We start from the raw sequence: 15,788 nt of genomic DNA on the forward strand, positions 1-15,788 counted from the left end.
CCCCGCGAGGGCTAACATGATCCGCGTTGAAAACATCCATAAAACCTTTGTTCTGCACCAGCAGCACGGCGTGCGCCTGCCGGTGCTGGCCGACGCCTCGCTGACCGTTAACGCCGGGGAGTGCGTGGTACTCCACGGTCACTCCGGCAGCGGCAAATCGACGTTGCTGCGTTCGCTGTATGCCAATTATCTGCCGGACAGCGGCCATATCCACATCCGCCACGGCGAGGAATGGGTGGATCTGGTCACCGCCACCCCACGCAAGGTACTGGAAGTGCGCAAAACCACCATCGGCTGGGTCAGCCAGTTTCTGCGGGTGATCCCGCGCATTTCAGCGCTGGAGGTGGTGATGCAGCCGCTGCTCGACCTTGGGACGCCGCGTGAAGCGAGCGCCGCGAAAGCCGCCCAGCTCCTGACCCGCCTCAACGTTCCGGAACGCCTGTGGCACCTTGCGCCGTCGACCTTTTCAGGCGGCGAGCAGCAGCGGGTCAACATCGCCCGCGGCTTTGCGGTCGACTATCCGATTCTGCTCCTTGATGAGCCCACCGCCTCACTGGATGCCAAAAACAGTGCTGCCGTGGTCAACCTGATCCATGATGCCAAAGCGCGCGGCGCGGCCATCGTGGGGATTTTCCATGACGAAGGGGTACGCCGTCAGGTCGCCGACCGACTGCACCCCATGGGAATGACAGCATGATTATCAATAACGTAAAACTGGTTCTCGACGACGATGTGGTCCACGGTTCACTGGAAGTCCAGCACGGTCGCATCCTCGCTTTCGCCGAAAGCCAGAGTCGGCTGCCGCAGGCGCTGGATGGGGAAGGCGGCTGGCTGCTGCCGGGCCTTATCGAACTGCATACCGATAACCTCGACAAGTTCTTTACCCCGCGACCGAAGGTGGACTGGCCGGCCCACTCGGCGATGAGCAGCCATGACGCCATGATGGTCGCCAGCGGCATCACCACCGTGCTCGACGCCGTGGCGATTGGCGACGTGCGTGATGGCGGCGATCGTCTTGAGAATCTGGAGAAGATGGTCAATGCGGTGGAAGAGACGCAAAAGCGCGGCCTCAACCGCGCCGAGCATCGCCTGCACCTGCGCTGCGAGCTGCCGCATCACACCACGCTGCCGCTGTTTGAAAAGCTGATTGACCGCGAGTCGGTGAGCATGGTCTCTCTGATGGACCACTCGCCAGGCCAGCGTCAGTACGCCGATCGCAGCAAGTACCGCGATTACTATCAGGGCAAATACCATCTCACTCACGACGAAATGGACCGTTTTGAAGCCGAGCAGATGGCCCTGGCCGCCACCTGGTCGCAGCCGAATCGTCAGACCATCGCCGCCATGTGCCGCGCCCGTCGTATCGCCCTCGCCAGCCACGACGACGCCACCGAGGCGCATGTGGCCGAATCCCGTCAGTTAGGTAGTGTCATCGCCGAGTTTCCCACCACGCTGGCCGCAGCGCAGGCTTCACGTCAGCATGGGATGCACGTCCTGATGGGCGCCCCCAATATCGTGCGCGGCGGTTCCCACTCTGGCAACATCGCGGCGCACCAACTGGCGAGCAGTGGTTTGCTGGACATTCTCTCGTCTGACTATTACCCCGCCAGCCTGCTGGATGCCGCTTTCCGCATCGCCGACGCCGAGGATAACGCCTTCACCCTGGCGCAGGCGATCCGTCTGGTCAGCAAGCATCCGGCGCAGGCGCTGGGCCTTGACGATCGCGGCGTCATCGCCGAGGGGAAACGCGCCGACCTGGTGCTGGCGCACCGTCGCGGCGAGCATGTGCACATCGACCATGTCTGGCGCCAGGGAACGAGGGTCTTTTAATGCCGGGAAAACTGATTTGGCTGGTGGGCCCCTCTGGCTCCGGTAAAGACAGCCTGCTGGCGGCGCTGCGCGAGCGCGAGCACCCGCAGCTGCTGGTGGCCCATCGTTACATTACCCGCCCGTTTAACGCGGGCAGCGAGAATCATATCGCCCTCAGCGAACATGAATTTTTTACCCGCGCCGAGCAGCATCTTTTTGCTCTCAGCTGGCACGCCAACAATACTTACTATGGCATTGGCGTGGAGATCGACCTGTGGCTACACGCTGGCTTTGACGTGGTAGCCAACGGCTCCCGCGCCCACCTGGCGCTGGCCCGGGAACGCTACGGCGAGGTGCTGGTGCCGATCTGTCTCGCCGTCTCGCCGCCGGTGCTCCGCCAGCGGCTGGAGCAGCGCGGCCGGGAAAACGCACTGGAAATCGCCCAGCGTCTGGATCGCGCCGCGCGCTATAAGCCCGACAATTGCCTGACGTTGAATAATGACGGGAGTCTTCGACAATCGGTTGACGATTTCTTCCGCCTGCTGCGCAGCCACGTGGCACGCGTAGAAGATCAGCCGGTATGAGTGAAAGGTGACACGATGAGCCTGACAATCCGTTTAACCGGCACCGGCGGCGCCCAGCTGGTGCCCGTCTTCGGTTGCGACTGCGCGGCCTGCCGCCGCGCCCGCCGCGAGGAGAGCCACCGACGCCGCCCCTGTAGCGGCGTGGTCACGTTCAACAGCGCCGTGACGCTGCTTGATGCCGGACGACCGGATCTGATGGAACATCATCCCGCCGGTAGTTTTCAGCAGGTGCTGCTGACCCACTACCATCTGGATCATGTGCAGGGGCTGTTTCCGCTGCGCTGGGGAGTCGGCGCGTCGATCCCGGTCTATGGCCCGCCGGACGACGCCGGCTGCGACGATCTGCTCAAGCACCCCGGCCTGCTCGATTTTAGCCATACCGTCACGCCGTTTGTGGTGTTTGACCTGCAGGGGTTGCGGGTAACGCCCCTGCCGCTCAACCACTCGAAGCTCACCTTCGGTTATCTGCTGGAGTCGGCCCACAGCCGGGTGGCCTGGCTCTCGGATACCGTCGGGCTGCCGGACAAGACGCTGAAGTTTTTACTCAACAACCGCCCGCAGGCGATGATCATCGATTGCAGTCATGAGCCGCGCGCGCAGACCCCGCGTAACCATAACGATCTAAACACCATCCGCCACCTTAACCAGGTGATAGGCTGTCCGCGGGTGATCCTCACCCATATCAGCCACCAGTTAGATGTCTGGATGATGGATAACCCGCTGCCGACAGGTTTCGAAGCGGGATATGACGGGATGGAAATCGTGCTGGATTAAGTGCAGGTCCGTTGCGGAGCGATCAGTAGCTATCATCCAGACGACGCTGGTCGCTTTCTAACTGGCGACGATCCTGATCGAGCTGGCGCTGGCGTTCGTCAAGCTGGCGGCGGCGATCGTCCAGTTGCCGTTGTCGATCGTCATACTGACGCTGGCTGTCGCGGCTCTGCTGACGGCTCCCCTGATAGCGCCCGTCATCATACCGGCCATCATCATCGTATCTGTCGTCGTCATCGGAGCGGTTGCTACCCGGGTTATAGGCGTCGTTAATGGCTTGCTGAATATTGCCGATCGCGTCATCGATAATATCGGCGCGAGCGGCCAGGCTGGTCAGCGACAGGGTGCAAAAGAGCAGTGCGGTTGCGTAACGTTTCATCGGGGCCAATCTCGTCAGAGTCCTGCCGCTACCTTAATCAAGCGTACACCCCCCGAGTAGCGGAGGAATCTCAAATCCTCGCGTACGCCGCGCTCAGCGCCTGCGCCAGCTGGGCGCGGGTAAACGGCTTACGCAGCCACTCCACTTCCGGCAGGGCCGGATTCTGCGCCGGACGCAAATCCTGGCCGCTGATCAGCAGCACCGGCAGCGCCGGAAAGCGGCGTCGGGCGGTATGGATCACGTCGGCGCCGCTCAGCGCGCCGGGCAGCATCAGATCGCTAATCAACAGCGCGATATCCGGCGACGCCTCCAGCAGCTGCAGCGCCTCTTCGCCACTCGGCGTCTCCAGCGTCAGCCAGCCCAACTGATGCAGCTGTTCACACAGCGTCTGGCGTACATCTTCTTCATCTTCCAGCACCAGCGCCAGCCGTTCTCCCGCCGGCAGCGGCTCGTCCTCCGCTGGCGCCACCGTCGTCTCAACCTCGGTCATCGCCCGCGGCAGCTGCAGCCGCACCGTCGTCCCCTGCCCCGGCGCGCTCTCCAGCGCCACCCGGCCGCCCGACTGGCGCACAAAGCCATACACCATCGACAGTCCCAGACCGCTGCCGCTGCCGGTGGCTTTGGTGGTGAAGAACGGTTCAAACACCCGGGCTTTCACCGCCTGCGACATCCCGCTGCCATGATCGATCACCTCCAGGGCCACCATATCCTGCCGCTGACCGCTGCTGCGGGTGACCCGCTGATTCCAGGTGCGTATTTTGATAACCCCGTCGCGCCCGGCCATGGCGTCGCGGGCGTTCATCACCAGATTGATCAGGGCGTTTTCCAGCTGGCCAACGTCTATCCATGCCGGCCACGCCGGCGACTGCGCCTCAATCTCCAGACTTAAGGTTGCCGGCAGGGAGTGACGCATCAGCTCGCTGAGGTTCTCCAGCAGCGGCGCCATCGCCACCGCCTGGGGATGCAGCGCCTGTTTGCGCGAAAAGGCCAGCAGCCGCTGAGTCAGAAGCGCCCCACGTTCCGCCGCCTTCAGCGCCCTGGAGAGGCGCGGCGCATCGCGTGCGTCCGGTTCCACCAGCTCGAGGCTGCCGATGATCACCGCCAGCAGGTTGTTAAAGTCATGCGCCAGCCCCCCGGTCAACTGGCCGACGGCCTTCATCTTCTGGCTGTGCAGCAGCGCCTCTTCCAGCTCCTGGCGCTTAATCCGATCGATCTCCATCTGGGTGGTCTTCTCTTTCAGCAGCCGGGTGGTGTGCTCCAGCGACGCCGTATTGCGGGCGAAAACGTTAAAAGCTCGCGCCAGCTCGCCCAGCTCATCGCGCCGCTGCAGGGCCGGCACCGAGACGTTCGGCTCCCCCTGAGCCAGCCGCGACATCGCCAGGGAGATGGCGGTCAGGTTCGAGCCAAGGTTACGGTAGATATACCACCCGGCGCAGCCGGTGATCGCCAGCGCCAGCAGCGCGGAAAGCAGAATAAACATACTGATGGAGCGCAGCTCCCGATGGCTTTGCGCCGCCCGCTGCTCTGAGGCTTCCGCCACCCGGGTCACGTACTGATTGATGTCCTCGTTAAGCAACGCGACCAGCGCTTTGATGTGGTACATGTACCAGCTGATCGTCAGATCGCTCTCCTCCAGCTGGGCCGACAGCGGGGCCAGCGTCGCCAGTTCCCGGTTGACGTCGGGCAGGAAAAACGCCAGCGCGGGATCGGCGCTGCCTGCCGGCAGGTCGCCGCGCAGCTGGTCGAGCTGCAGAACGATCGACCGCGGCGTAACGGTATGGATCGCGGCCACGATCAGCCGGTCCATCTCGGCCAGCCGGCGCGGATCGATCGCCTTATCCCCGCCGCGATCGTTAAGATCGGCGAGATGGCGCAGGTTGCTCTGATTCTGGTAAAGCGAACTCAGCAGCGCATTGCGCTGCAGATGGCGGCGCTGGCCGCGCTCCAGCATCTCCGCCACGCTCTGCTGCAGCGCGTTGCTGCGGCGAATAATATTGGCCACCCGCGCCTGCTCCTGCTGCGCCAGCGGGGCCGCCGCCAGCTGGGCCAGCGAGTGCTTCAGCGCCTGCTGCGTCGCCAGCAGCCGTTCCGCTTCGCTTTTGTACTCCAGCGCCCCCACCACCTGCGACAGGCGCACCGCCGCCGTGGCGACATTCGCCGTGTCCCGCGCCAGATCCATACTGCCGCGCATGTCGTTGAGAGTCTGGCGCTGCACCTGCTCCTGCAGCTGGCTGGCGTGGTGAAAGCCGAACACCGCCACGCCGCTCACCAACAGGGTGACCACGCCCATCAATAGATTAAAGGAGAGCAGGCGGCCACGGGCGCTGGTGAAAAACGGGTGTCGGCGAGCGGTCATAGCAACTCCGGTGAAGGATCGGTCGGCAGATAAGCGTGACGGTGCAGAAAATGACGCCGCGTAACTGTGATCGCGGTTAACTATTTATCACTATGACAAATATGAATGGATTCTGACATTCTGCATTTATTTTCCGGTGGTGGACTGCAGCTATTGTTCTCATAGACAGGAGCGCCGCGATGACCGCCACCCCGGTACTGGAAATGCGCCATATTGCCAAAGCCTTTGGCAAATTCTACGCGCTGAAGGGCGTCGACCTGACGGTCTGGCCAGGGGAGATCCATGCCCTGATGGGAGAAAACGGCGCCGGAAAAAGCACGCTGATGAAGATCCTTGCCGGCGCCTATACCGCCACCAGCGGCGAGATCCTGATCGACGGAAAACCGCAAACCATCCGCGGCCCCAAGGACGCGCTGGCCGCCGGGATCACGTTGATCTATCAGGAGATGCAGCTGGCGCCGAACCTGACCGTCGCGGAAAACATTTTCCTCGGCAGCGAGCTGGCGCGCGGTGGCCTGGTGCAGCGCAAAGCCATGCTCAGCCAGGCGCAGGCGGTGATCGACCGTCTCGGCGCCCAGTTCAAAGCCAGCGACCGGGTGATGACCCTGACCATCGCCGAACAGCAGCAGGTGGAGATCGCCCGGGCGCTCCACCGTCAAAGCCGCATTCTGGTAATGGATGAACCCACCGCCGCCCTCTCCTCGCGGGAAACCCAGCGCCTGTTCGAGCTCATCCTGCGCCTGCGCGATGAGGGGATGGCGATTATCTATATCAGCCACCGCATGGCGGAAGTGTATGAGCTCTCCGACCGCGTCAGCGTCCTGCGCGACGGGCAGTATGTCGGCAGCCTGGTGCGTGACAAGCTCAACGCGCCGGAGCTGGTGCGCATGATGGTCGGCCGCCCGCTCAGCGATCTGTTCAATAAAGAACGTGACATCCCCCGCGGCCAGCCGCGCCTGCGGGTCGAGGATCTGACCGATGGCGGCAAGGTGAAGCCCAGCAGCCTCGTGGTGCATGCTGGCGAAATCGTCGGCCTCGCCGGGCTGGTCGGCGCCGGACGGTCCGAACTGGCGCAGCTGATCTTCGGCGTGCGCAAAGCCACTGGCGGGGTGATTGAGATCGACGGCGAGCCGGTGGTGATCCACTCGCCGCGCGAAGCCATCGACCTCGGGATCGGCTTTCTGACCGAAAACCGCAAAGAACAGGGGTTGTTTCTCGAACTGGCAGCCCAGGAAAACATCACCATGGCGACGCTGGAGCGCGACGCGAACTGGGGGATGCTCAACCGCCGGAAGGCGCAAACCATCTCCGATGACGCCATCCAGTTGCTTAACATCCGCGTGCCGCACGCCCAGGTGCGCGCCGGCGGGCTTTCCGGCGGCAACCAGCAGAAATTATTGATTTCACGCTGGGTAGCGATTGGCCCGCGAATTCTGATCCTCGATGAACCCACCCGCGGCGTCGACGTCGGCGCGAAAAGCGAGATTTACCGCATCATGAACGACATGGCGCGCCAGGGCGTCGCCATTCTGATGATCTCCAGCGAACTGCCCGAAGTGGTGGGCATGAGCGACCGGGTCTATGTGATGCGCGAGGGCGCTATCGCCGGCGAGTTACAGGCCGGCGATATCAGCCAGGAAAGTATCATGACGCTGGCCACCGGCGTGAACGATTCTCACCTTAAGGCAGGGCAACTATGAGCATACCGAAAGAGACCTCCGCGCCAGTCGCGAAATCCGCTTCGGCGAAAAAAATGTTGATGGGCGACCTGATGCAGACCGTCGGCATTCTGCCGATCCTCATCCTGATCGTCGCCGTTTTCGGCTTTATCGCCCCCAACTTTTTCACGGAAAGCAATCTGCTGAATATCACCCGCCAGGCCTCGATCAACATTGTGCTGGCGGCGGGAATGACCTTCATCATTCTTACCGGCGGCATTGACCTCTCCGTTGGCTCCATTCTCGGCACCACCGCGGTGGCGGCAATGGTGGTGTCGCTGATCCCGGAGCTGGCGTTGCTGTCGATTCCGGCGGCGCTGATGCTCGGCCTGCTGCTTGGGCTGTTCAACGGCGCGCTGGTCGCCTTCGCCGGGCTACCGCCGTTTATCGTCACCCTCGGCACCTACACGGCGCTGCGCGGCGCCGCCTATCTGCTGGCCGACGGCACCACGGTGATCAACTCCGATATCAGCTTTGAGTGGATCGGCAATGACTACCTCGGCCCGGTGCCGTGGCTGGTGGTCATCGCCCTGGCGGTGATCGCGGTGTGCTGGTTTATCCTGCGCCGAACCACCCTTGGGGTGCATATCTACGCGGTGGGCGGCAACATGCAGGCGGCGCGGCTGACCGGCATCAAAGTCTGGCTGGTGCTGCTGTTTGTCTACGGCATGAGCGGCCTGCTCTCCGGTCTTGGCGGGGTGATGAGCGCCTCGCGGCTGTACAGCGCCAACGGCAACCTCGGCGTCGGCTACGAACTGGATGCCATCGCCGCGGTCATTCTCGGCGGCACCAGCTTCGTCGGTGGTATCGGCACCATCACCGGTACGCTGGTGGGGGCGCTGATTATCGCCACCCTCAATAACGGCATGACCCTGATGGGGGTCTCCTACTTCTGGCAACTGGTGATCAAAGGGGCGGTGATCATCATTGCGGTGCTGATCGACAAATACCGTACCCGACACCATCAAAGTGCATAACAACACCATCTTACCTGCGAGGAAAAGCGAATGCGTTTAAAACCGATAGTGACCGCGCTGTGTGCTGGCGCGCTGCTGGCCGCCTCCCCCTTTGCGTCGGCCAAAGAGCTGAAAGCGATTGGCGTGACGGTGGGCGACCTTGCCAACCCGTTCTTTGTGCAGATCACCAAAGGGGCGGAGCTGGAGGCCCGCAAGCTGGCGGGAGATAATGTCAAAGTGACGCTGGTCTCCAGCGGCTACGATTTGGGCCAGCAGGTGGCGCAGATCGATAACTTTATCGCCGCCAAAGTCGATATGATCATCCTCAACGCCGCCGATTCGAAGGGCATTGGCCCGGCGGTGAAGCGGGCCAAAGAGGCCGGGATCGTGGTGGTGGCGGTTGACGTCGCCGCCGAAGGCGCCGACGCCACCATTACCTCCGATAACACCCAGGCGGGCGAGCTGGCCTGTAAATACATTAGCGACCGCCTGAACAACAAAGGTAGCGTGGTGATCATCAACGGGCCGCCGGTATCTGCGGTACAAAACCGCGTCGAAGGCTGCGAAACGGAGTTCAAAAAACACCCGGATATAAAAATCCTCTCCTCCAACCAGAACGCTAAAGGCAGCCGGGAAGGCGGCCTGGAGGTGATGACCTCCCTGCTGGCGGCCAATCCGAAGATTGACGGCGTGTTCGCGATCAACGATCCGACGGCGATTGGCGCCGATCTGGCGGCGAAACAGGCGCAGCGTAGCGAGTTCTTCATCGTGGGCGTCGACGGCAGCCCGGACGGCGAAGAGGCGCTGAAGCGTAAGAACTCACTGTTCGTCGCCACGCCGGCGCAGGATCCGCAGGTCATGGCGGCGAAGGCGGTGGAGATTGGCTACGACATCCTGCAGGGCAAACCGGCGCCGACCGCGCCAGTGCTAATCCCGGTGACGATGATCGACAAAAACAACGTCAGCTCTTACAAAGGCTGGACCGTGAAATAAGCGCAACCCGGCGCACAATCGTTCCGCCGATTGTGCGCTACGCTTAACGAGTATGACGGCGCGGAGTAGCGATCATGGAACGTAAAGGGATTATTGCCGCAGGCAACATGCTGGTCGATCATGTCCACCAGATCAGGCAGTGGCCGGAGCGCGGCTGGCTGGTGGAAATTGTCCATAGCGAACGCGCCACCGGCGGCGCCCCGCTGAATGTCCTGCTGACCCTGGCTAAAATGCATGCCGGACTGCCGCTGCAGGCGGTTGGCCTGATTGGCGAGGATAACGACGGCGACTACATTACCGCCATGCTCGATCAGTACCATATCAATCGCCAGCTCGTGCAGCGCACCAGCTCCGCACCCACCTCGATGACCCAGGTGATGACCGACGCCGACGGCCAGCGCACCTTCTTTCACTCTCCCGGCGCCAACCGACTGCTTGACCTCCCGGCCTTTGAGCCGCTGGATACGCCGCTGAAGATTTTTCATCTCGGCTATCTGCTGCTGCTCGAAAGCCTTGATCGGCCCGACGAGGCGTTCGGCACCCGCAGCGCGCGACTGCTGGCGCAGATGCGCGATCGAGGCTATGAAGTGTCCCTCGACCTGGTGTCGCGCAAAGGCGATCCGCACTACCGCCCGCGGGTCCTGCCGGCGCTGGCGCATCTCGACTACCTGACCATCAATGAGCTGGAGGCCAGCGAGTTTAGCGGGCTGGAAATCCGTCTGCCCAACGGTGAGCCGCACGTCGCTAATATCGCCCGCGCCGCCAGCGCATTACTTGACGCCGGCGTGCGCCAGCGGGTGGTGATCCATTGTCCGGAGGGCGCATGGGGCGTATCCCGCACGGAAGCCGGGCGCTGGGTACCGTCATGGCGGCTGCCGCCGGAGGAGATTATCGGCAGCGTCGGAGCCGGGGACGCCTTCTGCGCCGGCCTGCTGTACGGCAGCCACGAACGCTGGCCGTTAACCGACAGTCTGCAGCTGGCCCACGCCTGCGCCCGCGCCAGCCTGCAGGCCGCCAACGCGATCGACGGCGCCAAAACGCTCCCTGAGCTGCAGGCGTTTATTCAGTTGCAGAATGGTTAGACTGGGTAGATCCCGCTATCAGGGCGATGCCACAGGAGAACGACGTATCATGGCGAGAAAAGGGATACGGTTTATTCAAATCACGCCTGTTTTACGCTGAGTTCAACAAGGGCGGGCCAGATGACTAACTGCGCCACTCGGCCAACACCTTTTCCAGTTTATCTAACGACTCAGCGCGTTTTATCGCTGGCATCTGATGAATATTGCGCAATTTCCACTGCACGGCAGGCAAATCCTGAATACGTGTTTCCGGCGCTAAACGCCAGTCTGGTTCGCCTCGTTTAAATGACAGCAAAAAATCGATATCCTGTTGCGTGAAACAGGATTTTAACGCATCAATCATCCTGTAGGGGACTGCTGTCAGTTCCTCCAGGGCTATCGTCTCAAATGTCATCCCGCTGAATTCACGGTAAAAGGGTTCAGCAATATCTTTCCAGCGAGGACTAAGCACTTCAGCCAGAGGCCGATTATGGCTAAGTAAATACGCGATAAACCCATTGAAAATGGGACGGTTAAGCTCCTGCGCATCAAGAAGTAATTTCACATCATAAAAATCTCTGGGATGCTGGCGATCCAGCGCCGCGCATAATTTTCCACCGTAGAGATCGGGCAACGAAACCACCGGAAGGCTGGCATAGCCAAAAACGTCCTCTACCGCCCCCACCACCTCTCGCTCCTGTGGTGGATATAATGTTCCCCGTGCGACCGGTGAGACCTCTATCTTTATTTGTGCGCTATCGGTAGTAACAACGACACGCATCTCATCGGAACGATTAGCTTGTAATACAGCGTTCATACCCGCCTGTTGTTGCAGATTAGCGGCAATACGTGCAAGCGCATCCCGTATATGAGGTAAAGCGATCGCTCTGCTTTCCAGGGGCACCCAGGCGAGGTCGATATCCACCGATAATCGTGGGAAATCACGGATAAAGAGATTGATTGCCGTGCCACCTTTCAGCGCAAATTCCCGTTCGACGGCAACATAGGGTAAAACCTGCATTAACAGAGCAACCTGCCGATAATAGGGCGCCTGTATATCCATATTTTTTATTCCTTTTGAAAGCGTTCAGGCACAGTGATTTGGTATTGAGCATTGAACTTGCCATTTACCACGATTTGCCGCTTACCCGCTCCCAGATCGATTTTTTGGCTATCGATTCGTCTGAGCCAACCATGCTCGTAAAAACTGGCGAAAAAGAGATACAAACGCTTGGTCTGCACAGACTGGCTGACAGAAAGCAGATACTCTACTTTACGAGGATTAAGATTAACTAGTCCCTGGAAAAGCTCTGCCGCGTGGTTAAATGAGAGGGTCCCCGGTACCGCGCTCAACAACTCGTAAGCAGCCAGTTCCGGCGCACTGCCGGTGAGTCTTTTCCCTTTTACATCAAGCGTTACGCGGTATTTATCATCCAGCACCGGCAGTTTTTGCCCCGATATGACTATCCACTCCACACCCGGGAATTCCCTGAACCATTTTGGCAGCAGCGCTTTATTTTCCATACTCAACCAGCACTGGTTTTGTTTGAGCTGTAGATAGTGTGAACGACCCTGCCAGACTAAGCTACTGAGCCCCGCGACATACACCGGAGCGGCTAGCTGATTTTGCAAACATGCTAATGCATCGTTCCACTCCGGCTCACGTCCCGCACGCGCGTATACGCCGTTGCCTCGTTTTTTTAACCAGCCACTTTGCGTGTATTTAAAGGCCAGAGAGGGAGAGATGGCATGCCGGCTTAACCAGGACTGAAGGATCACATCTCCGGGAGCACTGTTTTGCAGCAGCCAGTTTAATTTTGATGGCATAGATTAACCCAAGGTGTCACTTTAATAAAAAAAGTAAACTCGCCGCGCTAAATAAAGTCAAGAGCAGGTTGGCAGCACCTCGCCCTACGCCGCCTTATCGCTGTGGGTCACATCGGCGGAAAAGACATAGCCCAGACCGCGTAGGGTTTTAATCAACGTCGGCTGATGCGGGTTTAACTCGATTTTGCGGCGCAGGCGCATGATCAGCACGTCGATAGTCCGGTCGAACACCTCAGTGCTTTCATTATGAGTCAGCGCCAGCAGCTGTTCGCGATTCAATACCCGGCGCGCGTTCTGCGCCAGCGCCAGCAGCAGGCCATATTCTCCCTGGGTCAGCGGGATCGCCTGCTGCTGCGGGTTATACAGTTCGCAGCGCGTGGTATCCAGCCGCCAGCCGTTAAACGTCAGGCCGCTGCCGACGCCCGACGTCTCGCCGGCCAGCGCCCCGCTGCGTCGCAGTACCGCTTTCACCCGGGCGACCACCACCCGCGAGCTAAAAGGTTTGGCGATGTAATCATCGGCGCCCATCTCCAGGCCCACCACTACATCAGACTCACTGCCCAGACCAGACAGCATCACCACCGGCAGCTCAGGCCGCGTGCGCTGCAGCTGCTGAAGCACCTGCAGACCATGGGTATCCGGCAGGATCATATCCAGCAAAACCAGCGCGATGTCTGCCCGCTGCGCCACCCTCGCCAGCGCGTCGCCGCCGGTCTGGCAGACCAATACTTCAAACGCTTGCGCGCCAAGCACATCGCTGAGCAGTTCGCCCATCGCTATGTCGTCATCCACCACCAAAATGACTGGTTTCATCTTTGCCTCTGCCCGCGGGGAATTAGTGTCAGTCTGATCGATTCTGCAAGCCTGCGCCGACAAATTCCTCTCCCGGTGACATTTTTTCAAGCGCCGTCACATCTCCGGCGTATCGACACGTCAAATCTGTCGACAGGCTGTTTTTCGTCAGCATTTCGCCCAAAAAAGCCGCGTATCATCAAGGAATATCCACAATGAAAATATGGCATAGAAGATGCATAGTGACGGCGCGATAGCGCAAACGCGCCCATTGAATAACTGGAGCAAGACCGATGAAAAAAGTCGTCACGGTTTGCCCGTATTGCGCATCAGGTTGCAAAATCAACCTGGTGGTCGATAACGGCAAAATCGTTCGGGCTGAAGCGGCGCAGGGGAAAACCAACCAGGGAACCCTGTGCCTGAAGGGCTATTATGGCTGGGACTTTATTAACGATACCCAGATCCTGACGCCGCGCCTGAAAACCCCCATGATCCGTCGTCAACGCGGCGGCAAGCTGGAAGCTGTCTCCTGGGATGAGGCGCTGGATTACGTCGCCACTCGCCTCAGCGCCATTAAAGCCAAATATGGCCCGGATGCGATCCAAACCACCGGCTCCTCCCGCGGCACCGGTAATGAAACCAACTATGTGATGCAAAAATTCGCGCGCGCCGTTATTGGTACCAATAACGTCGACTGCTGCGCTCGCGTCTGACACGGCCCTTCGGTTGCAGGTCTGCACCAGTCGGTCGGTAACGGCGCCATGAGTAATGCCATCACGGAGATTGATAACACCGATCTGGTGTTTATCTTCGGTTACAACCCGGCGGATTCCCACCCTATCGTGGCGAATCACGTCATTAACGCCAAACGCAACGGGGCGAAAATCATCGTCTGCGACCCGCGCAAAATTGAAACCGCGCGCATCGCCGACATGCACATTGCGCTGAAGAACGGCTCGAATATCGCGCTGCTCAACGCCATTGGCCACGTGATTATTGAAGAGGATCTGTACGATAAATCCTTCGTCGCCAGCCGTTCCGAGGGCTTCGAGGAGTATCGCAAAATCGTTGAAGGCTATACGCCGGAGTCGGTGGAAGCGATCACCGGGGTCAGCGCCCAGGAGATCCGCGCCTGCGCCCGGATGTACGCCAGCGCCAAATCCGCCGCCATCCTGTGGGGCATGGGTGTCACCCAGTTCTACCAGGGCGTGGAGACCGTGCGGTCGCTGACCAGCCTGGCGATCCTCACCGGCAACCTCGGCAAGCCGAGCGTCGGCGTCAACCCGGTACGCGGCCAGAACAACGTCCAGGGGGCCTGCGATATGGGCGCGCTGCCGGATACCTATCCGGGCTACCAGTACGTCAAATTCCCGGAGAACCGCGAGAAGTTCGCCAAAGCCTGGGGCGTCGACAGACTGCCGGAACATACCGGCTATCGCATCAGCGAGCTGCCGCATCGCGCGGCGCACGGTGAAGTGCGGGCAGCGTACATCATGGGTGAGGATCCGCTGCAGACCGATGCCGAACTCTCGGCGGTCCGCAAAGCGTTCGACGATCTGGAACTGGTTATCGTCCAGGACATTTTCATGACCAAAACCGCCTCCGCGGCCGACGTCATCCTGCCGTCCACCTCGTGGGGCGAGCACGAAGGCGTGTATACCGCAGCGGACCGCGGCTTCCAGCGCTTCTTTAAAGCCGTGGAGCCGAAGTGGGACCTGAAAACCGACTGGCAGATCATCAGCGAAATCGCCACCCGGATGGGCTATCCGATGCACTACAACAATACCCAGGAGATCTGGGATGAGTTGCGGCATCTGTGCCCGGACTTCTACGGCGCCACCTATGAAAAAATGGGCGAACTCGGCTACGTCATGTGGCCATGCCGCGATGAGTCCGACGCCGACCAGGGGACGTCGTATCTGTTTAAAGAGAAGTTCGATACCCCGAACGGGCTGGCGCAGTTCTTCACCTGCGACTGGGTCGCGCCGATCGATAAGCTCACCGACGAGTACCCAATGGTGCTGTCGACGGTGCGCGAAGTCGGCCACTACTCGTGTCGTTCAATGACCGGTAACTGCGCGGCGCTGGCGGCACTGGCGGATGAACCTGGCTATGCGCAAATCAACACCGCCGACGCCGAACGGTTAGGCATCGAAGATGAAGCGCTGGTGTGGGTGAATTCGCGTAAGGGTCGGATCATCACCCGCGCGCAGGTCAGCGACCGGCCGAACAAAGGCGCGGTGTATATGACCTACCAGTGGTGGATCGGTGCCTGTAACGAGCTGGTCTCAGAGAACCTGAGTCCGATAACCAAAACGCCGGAGTACAAGTACTGCGCGGTCAACGTTGAGCGGATTGCCGATCAGCGCGCGGCGGAACAGTACGTGATCGATGAGTACAACAAGCTGAAAGCCCGCCTGCGCGAAAGCGCGATGGGTTAAGGTTCGAACCTTTGTACCATTGAGTAGCCCCGGTAAGCGGTAGCGCTACCGGGGATTTTCCCCGGAGGCGGCGCATTGCGCCTTCTCCGGGCTACCAAATC

At 60.5% G+C, this 15,788-nt stretch carries 14 protein-coding genes; 9 read left to right on the top strand and 5 right to left on the bottom strand.

Features of this window, described 5'->3' with window-relative positions; genetic code table 11:
• Window positions 1–16 precede the first annotated feature (16 nt).
• From phnL to phnP, 4 genes are read left to right on the top strand one after another with little or no spacing between them, the layout of a single operon-like run.
• Window positions 17–697 carry a phosphonate C-P lyase system protein PhnL gene (gene phnL / locus NKJ21_RS22545; protein ID WP_008807247.1) on the top strand — a complete coding sequence of 227 codons (681 nt, stop codon included), beginning with the start codon at window positions 17–19 and terminating at the stop codon, window positions 695–697.
• Window positions 694–1,830 carry an alpha-D-ribose 1-methylphosphonate 5-triphosphate diphosphatase gene (gene phnM, locus NKJ21_RS22550; protein ID WP_012543149.1) on the top strand — a complete coding sequence of 379 codons (1,137 nt, stop codon included), beginning with the start codon at window positions 694–696 and terminating at the stop codon, window positions 1,828–1,830. Before phnL ends, phnM begins: the two co-directional genes overlap by 4 nt.
• Window positions 1,830–2,393, top strand: a complete 564-nt coding sequence (phnN, locus tag NKJ21_RS22555) for a ribose 1,5-bisphosphokinase (RefSeq protein ID WP_012543150.1) — start codon at window positions 1,830–1,832, stop codon at window positions 2,391–2,393. Before phnM ends, phnN begins: the two co-directional genes overlap by 1 nt.
• Window positions 2,394–2,408: 15 nt before the next feature.
• Complete coding sequence (gene phnP, locus NKJ21_RS22560) at window positions 2,409–3,167, top strand: phosphonate metabolism protein PhnP (RefSeq protein WP_254733224.1); 759 nt, start codon at window positions 2,409–2,411, stop codon at window positions 3,165–3,167.
• Window positions 3,168–3,189: 22 nt separating this feature from the next.
• Here the strand turns inward: phnP and yjdP are convergent, their stop codons facing one another.
• Both yjdP and NKJ21_RS22570 read right to left on the bottom strand, forming a co-directional pair.
• Window positions 3,190–3,543: a DDRRRQL repeat protein YjdP gene (gene yjdP, locus NKJ21_RS22565; protein ID WP_012543151.1), complete on the bottom strand. Its 354-nt coding sequence runs from the start codon at window positions 3,541–3,543 to the stop codon at window positions 3,190–3,192.
• 70 nt (window positions 3,544–3,613) lie between these two features.
• Complete coding sequence (locus tag NKJ21_RS22570) at window positions 3,614–5,899, bottom strand: ATP-binding protein (protein ID WP_012969140.1); 2,286 nt, start codon at window positions 5,897–5,899, stop codon at window positions 3,614–3,616.
• Window positions 5,900–6,078: 179 nt separating this feature from the next.
• On the opposite strand from NKJ21_RS22570, the gene NKJ21_RS22575 reads away from it, so the two are divergent.
• The 4 genes from NKJ21_RS22575 (at window position 6,079) to NKJ21_RS22590 (ending at window position 10,648) form a co-directional block, all read left to right on the top strand.
• Window positions 6,079–7,599 (top strand): sugar ABC transporter ATP-binding protein, encoded by a 1,521-nt coding sequence (locus NKJ21_RS22575; RefSeq protein WP_008807253.1) that lies wholly within the window; start codon window positions 6,079–6,081, stop codon window positions 7,597–7,599.
• Window positions 7,596–8,594 carry a ribose ABC transporter permease gene (locus NKJ21_RS22580; RefSeq protein ID WP_004206363.1) on the top strand — a complete coding sequence of 333 codons (999 nt, stop codon included), beginning with the start codon at window positions 7,596–7,598 and terminating at the stop codon, window positions 8,592–8,594. The genes NKJ21_RS22575 and NKJ21_RS22580 overlap by 4 nt, the downstream gene beginning before the upstream one ends.
• Before the next feature lie 30 nt (window positions 8,595–8,624).
• Window positions 8,625–9,566, top strand: coding sequence for an ABC transporter substrate-binding protein (locus NKJ21_RS22585; protein ID WP_012543155.1), 942 nt, complete (start codon window positions 8,625–8,627; stop codon window positions 9,564–9,566).
• Between the two features lie 74 nt (window positions 9,567–9,640).
• Window positions 9,641–10,648, top strand: coding sequence for a carbohydrate kinase family protein (locus NKJ21_RS22590; protein ID WP_022065799.1), 1,008 nt, complete (start codon window positions 9,641–9,643; stop codon window positions 10,646–10,648).
• A 124-nt stretch (window positions 10,649–10,772) separates the two neighbouring features.
• Here the strand turns inward: NKJ21_RS22590 and NKJ21_RS22595 are convergent, their stop codons facing one another.
• The 3 genes from NKJ21_RS22595 to NKJ21_RS22605 form a co-directional block, all read right to left on the bottom strand.
• Complete coding sequence (locus tag NKJ21_RS22595; RefSeq protein WP_012969143.1) at window positions 10,773–11,690, bottom strand: nucleotidyl transferase AbiEii/AbiGii toxin family protein; 918 nt, start codon at window positions 11,688–11,690, stop codon at window positions 10,773–10,775.
• 5 nt (window positions 11,691–11,695) lie between these two features.
• Complete coding sequence (locus tag NKJ21_RS22600) at window positions 11,696–12,454, bottom strand: type IV toxin-antitoxin system AbiEi family antitoxin (RefSeq protein WP_008807257.1); 759 nt, start codon at window positions 12,452–12,454, stop codon at window positions 11,696–11,698.
• 84 nt (window positions 12,455–12,538) lie between these two features.
• Window positions 12,539–13,267, bottom strand: coding sequence for a response regulator (locus NKJ21_RS22605; RefSeq protein WP_254733226.1), 729 nt, complete (start codon window positions 13,265–13,267; stop codon window positions 12,539–12,541).
• Window positions 13,268–13,539: 272 nt separating this feature from the next.
• On the opposite strand from NKJ21_RS22605, the gene fdhF reads away from it, so the two are divergent.
• Complete coding sequence (fdhF, locus tag NKJ21_RS22610) at window positions 13,540–15,687, top strand: formate dehydrogenase subunit alpha (RefSeq protein ID WP_077598908.1); 2,148 nt, start codon at window positions 13,540–13,542, stop codon at window positions 15,685–15,687.
• The last annotated feature ends 101 nt before the right edge of the window (window positions 15,688–15,788 follow it).

The sequence above is a fragment of the Klebsiella sp. SWET4 genome, assembly GCF_024296565.1.
Classification (GTDB): Bacteria; Pseudomonadota; Gammaproteobacteria; order Enterobacterales; family Enterobacteriaceae; genus Klebsiella; species Klebsiella variicola.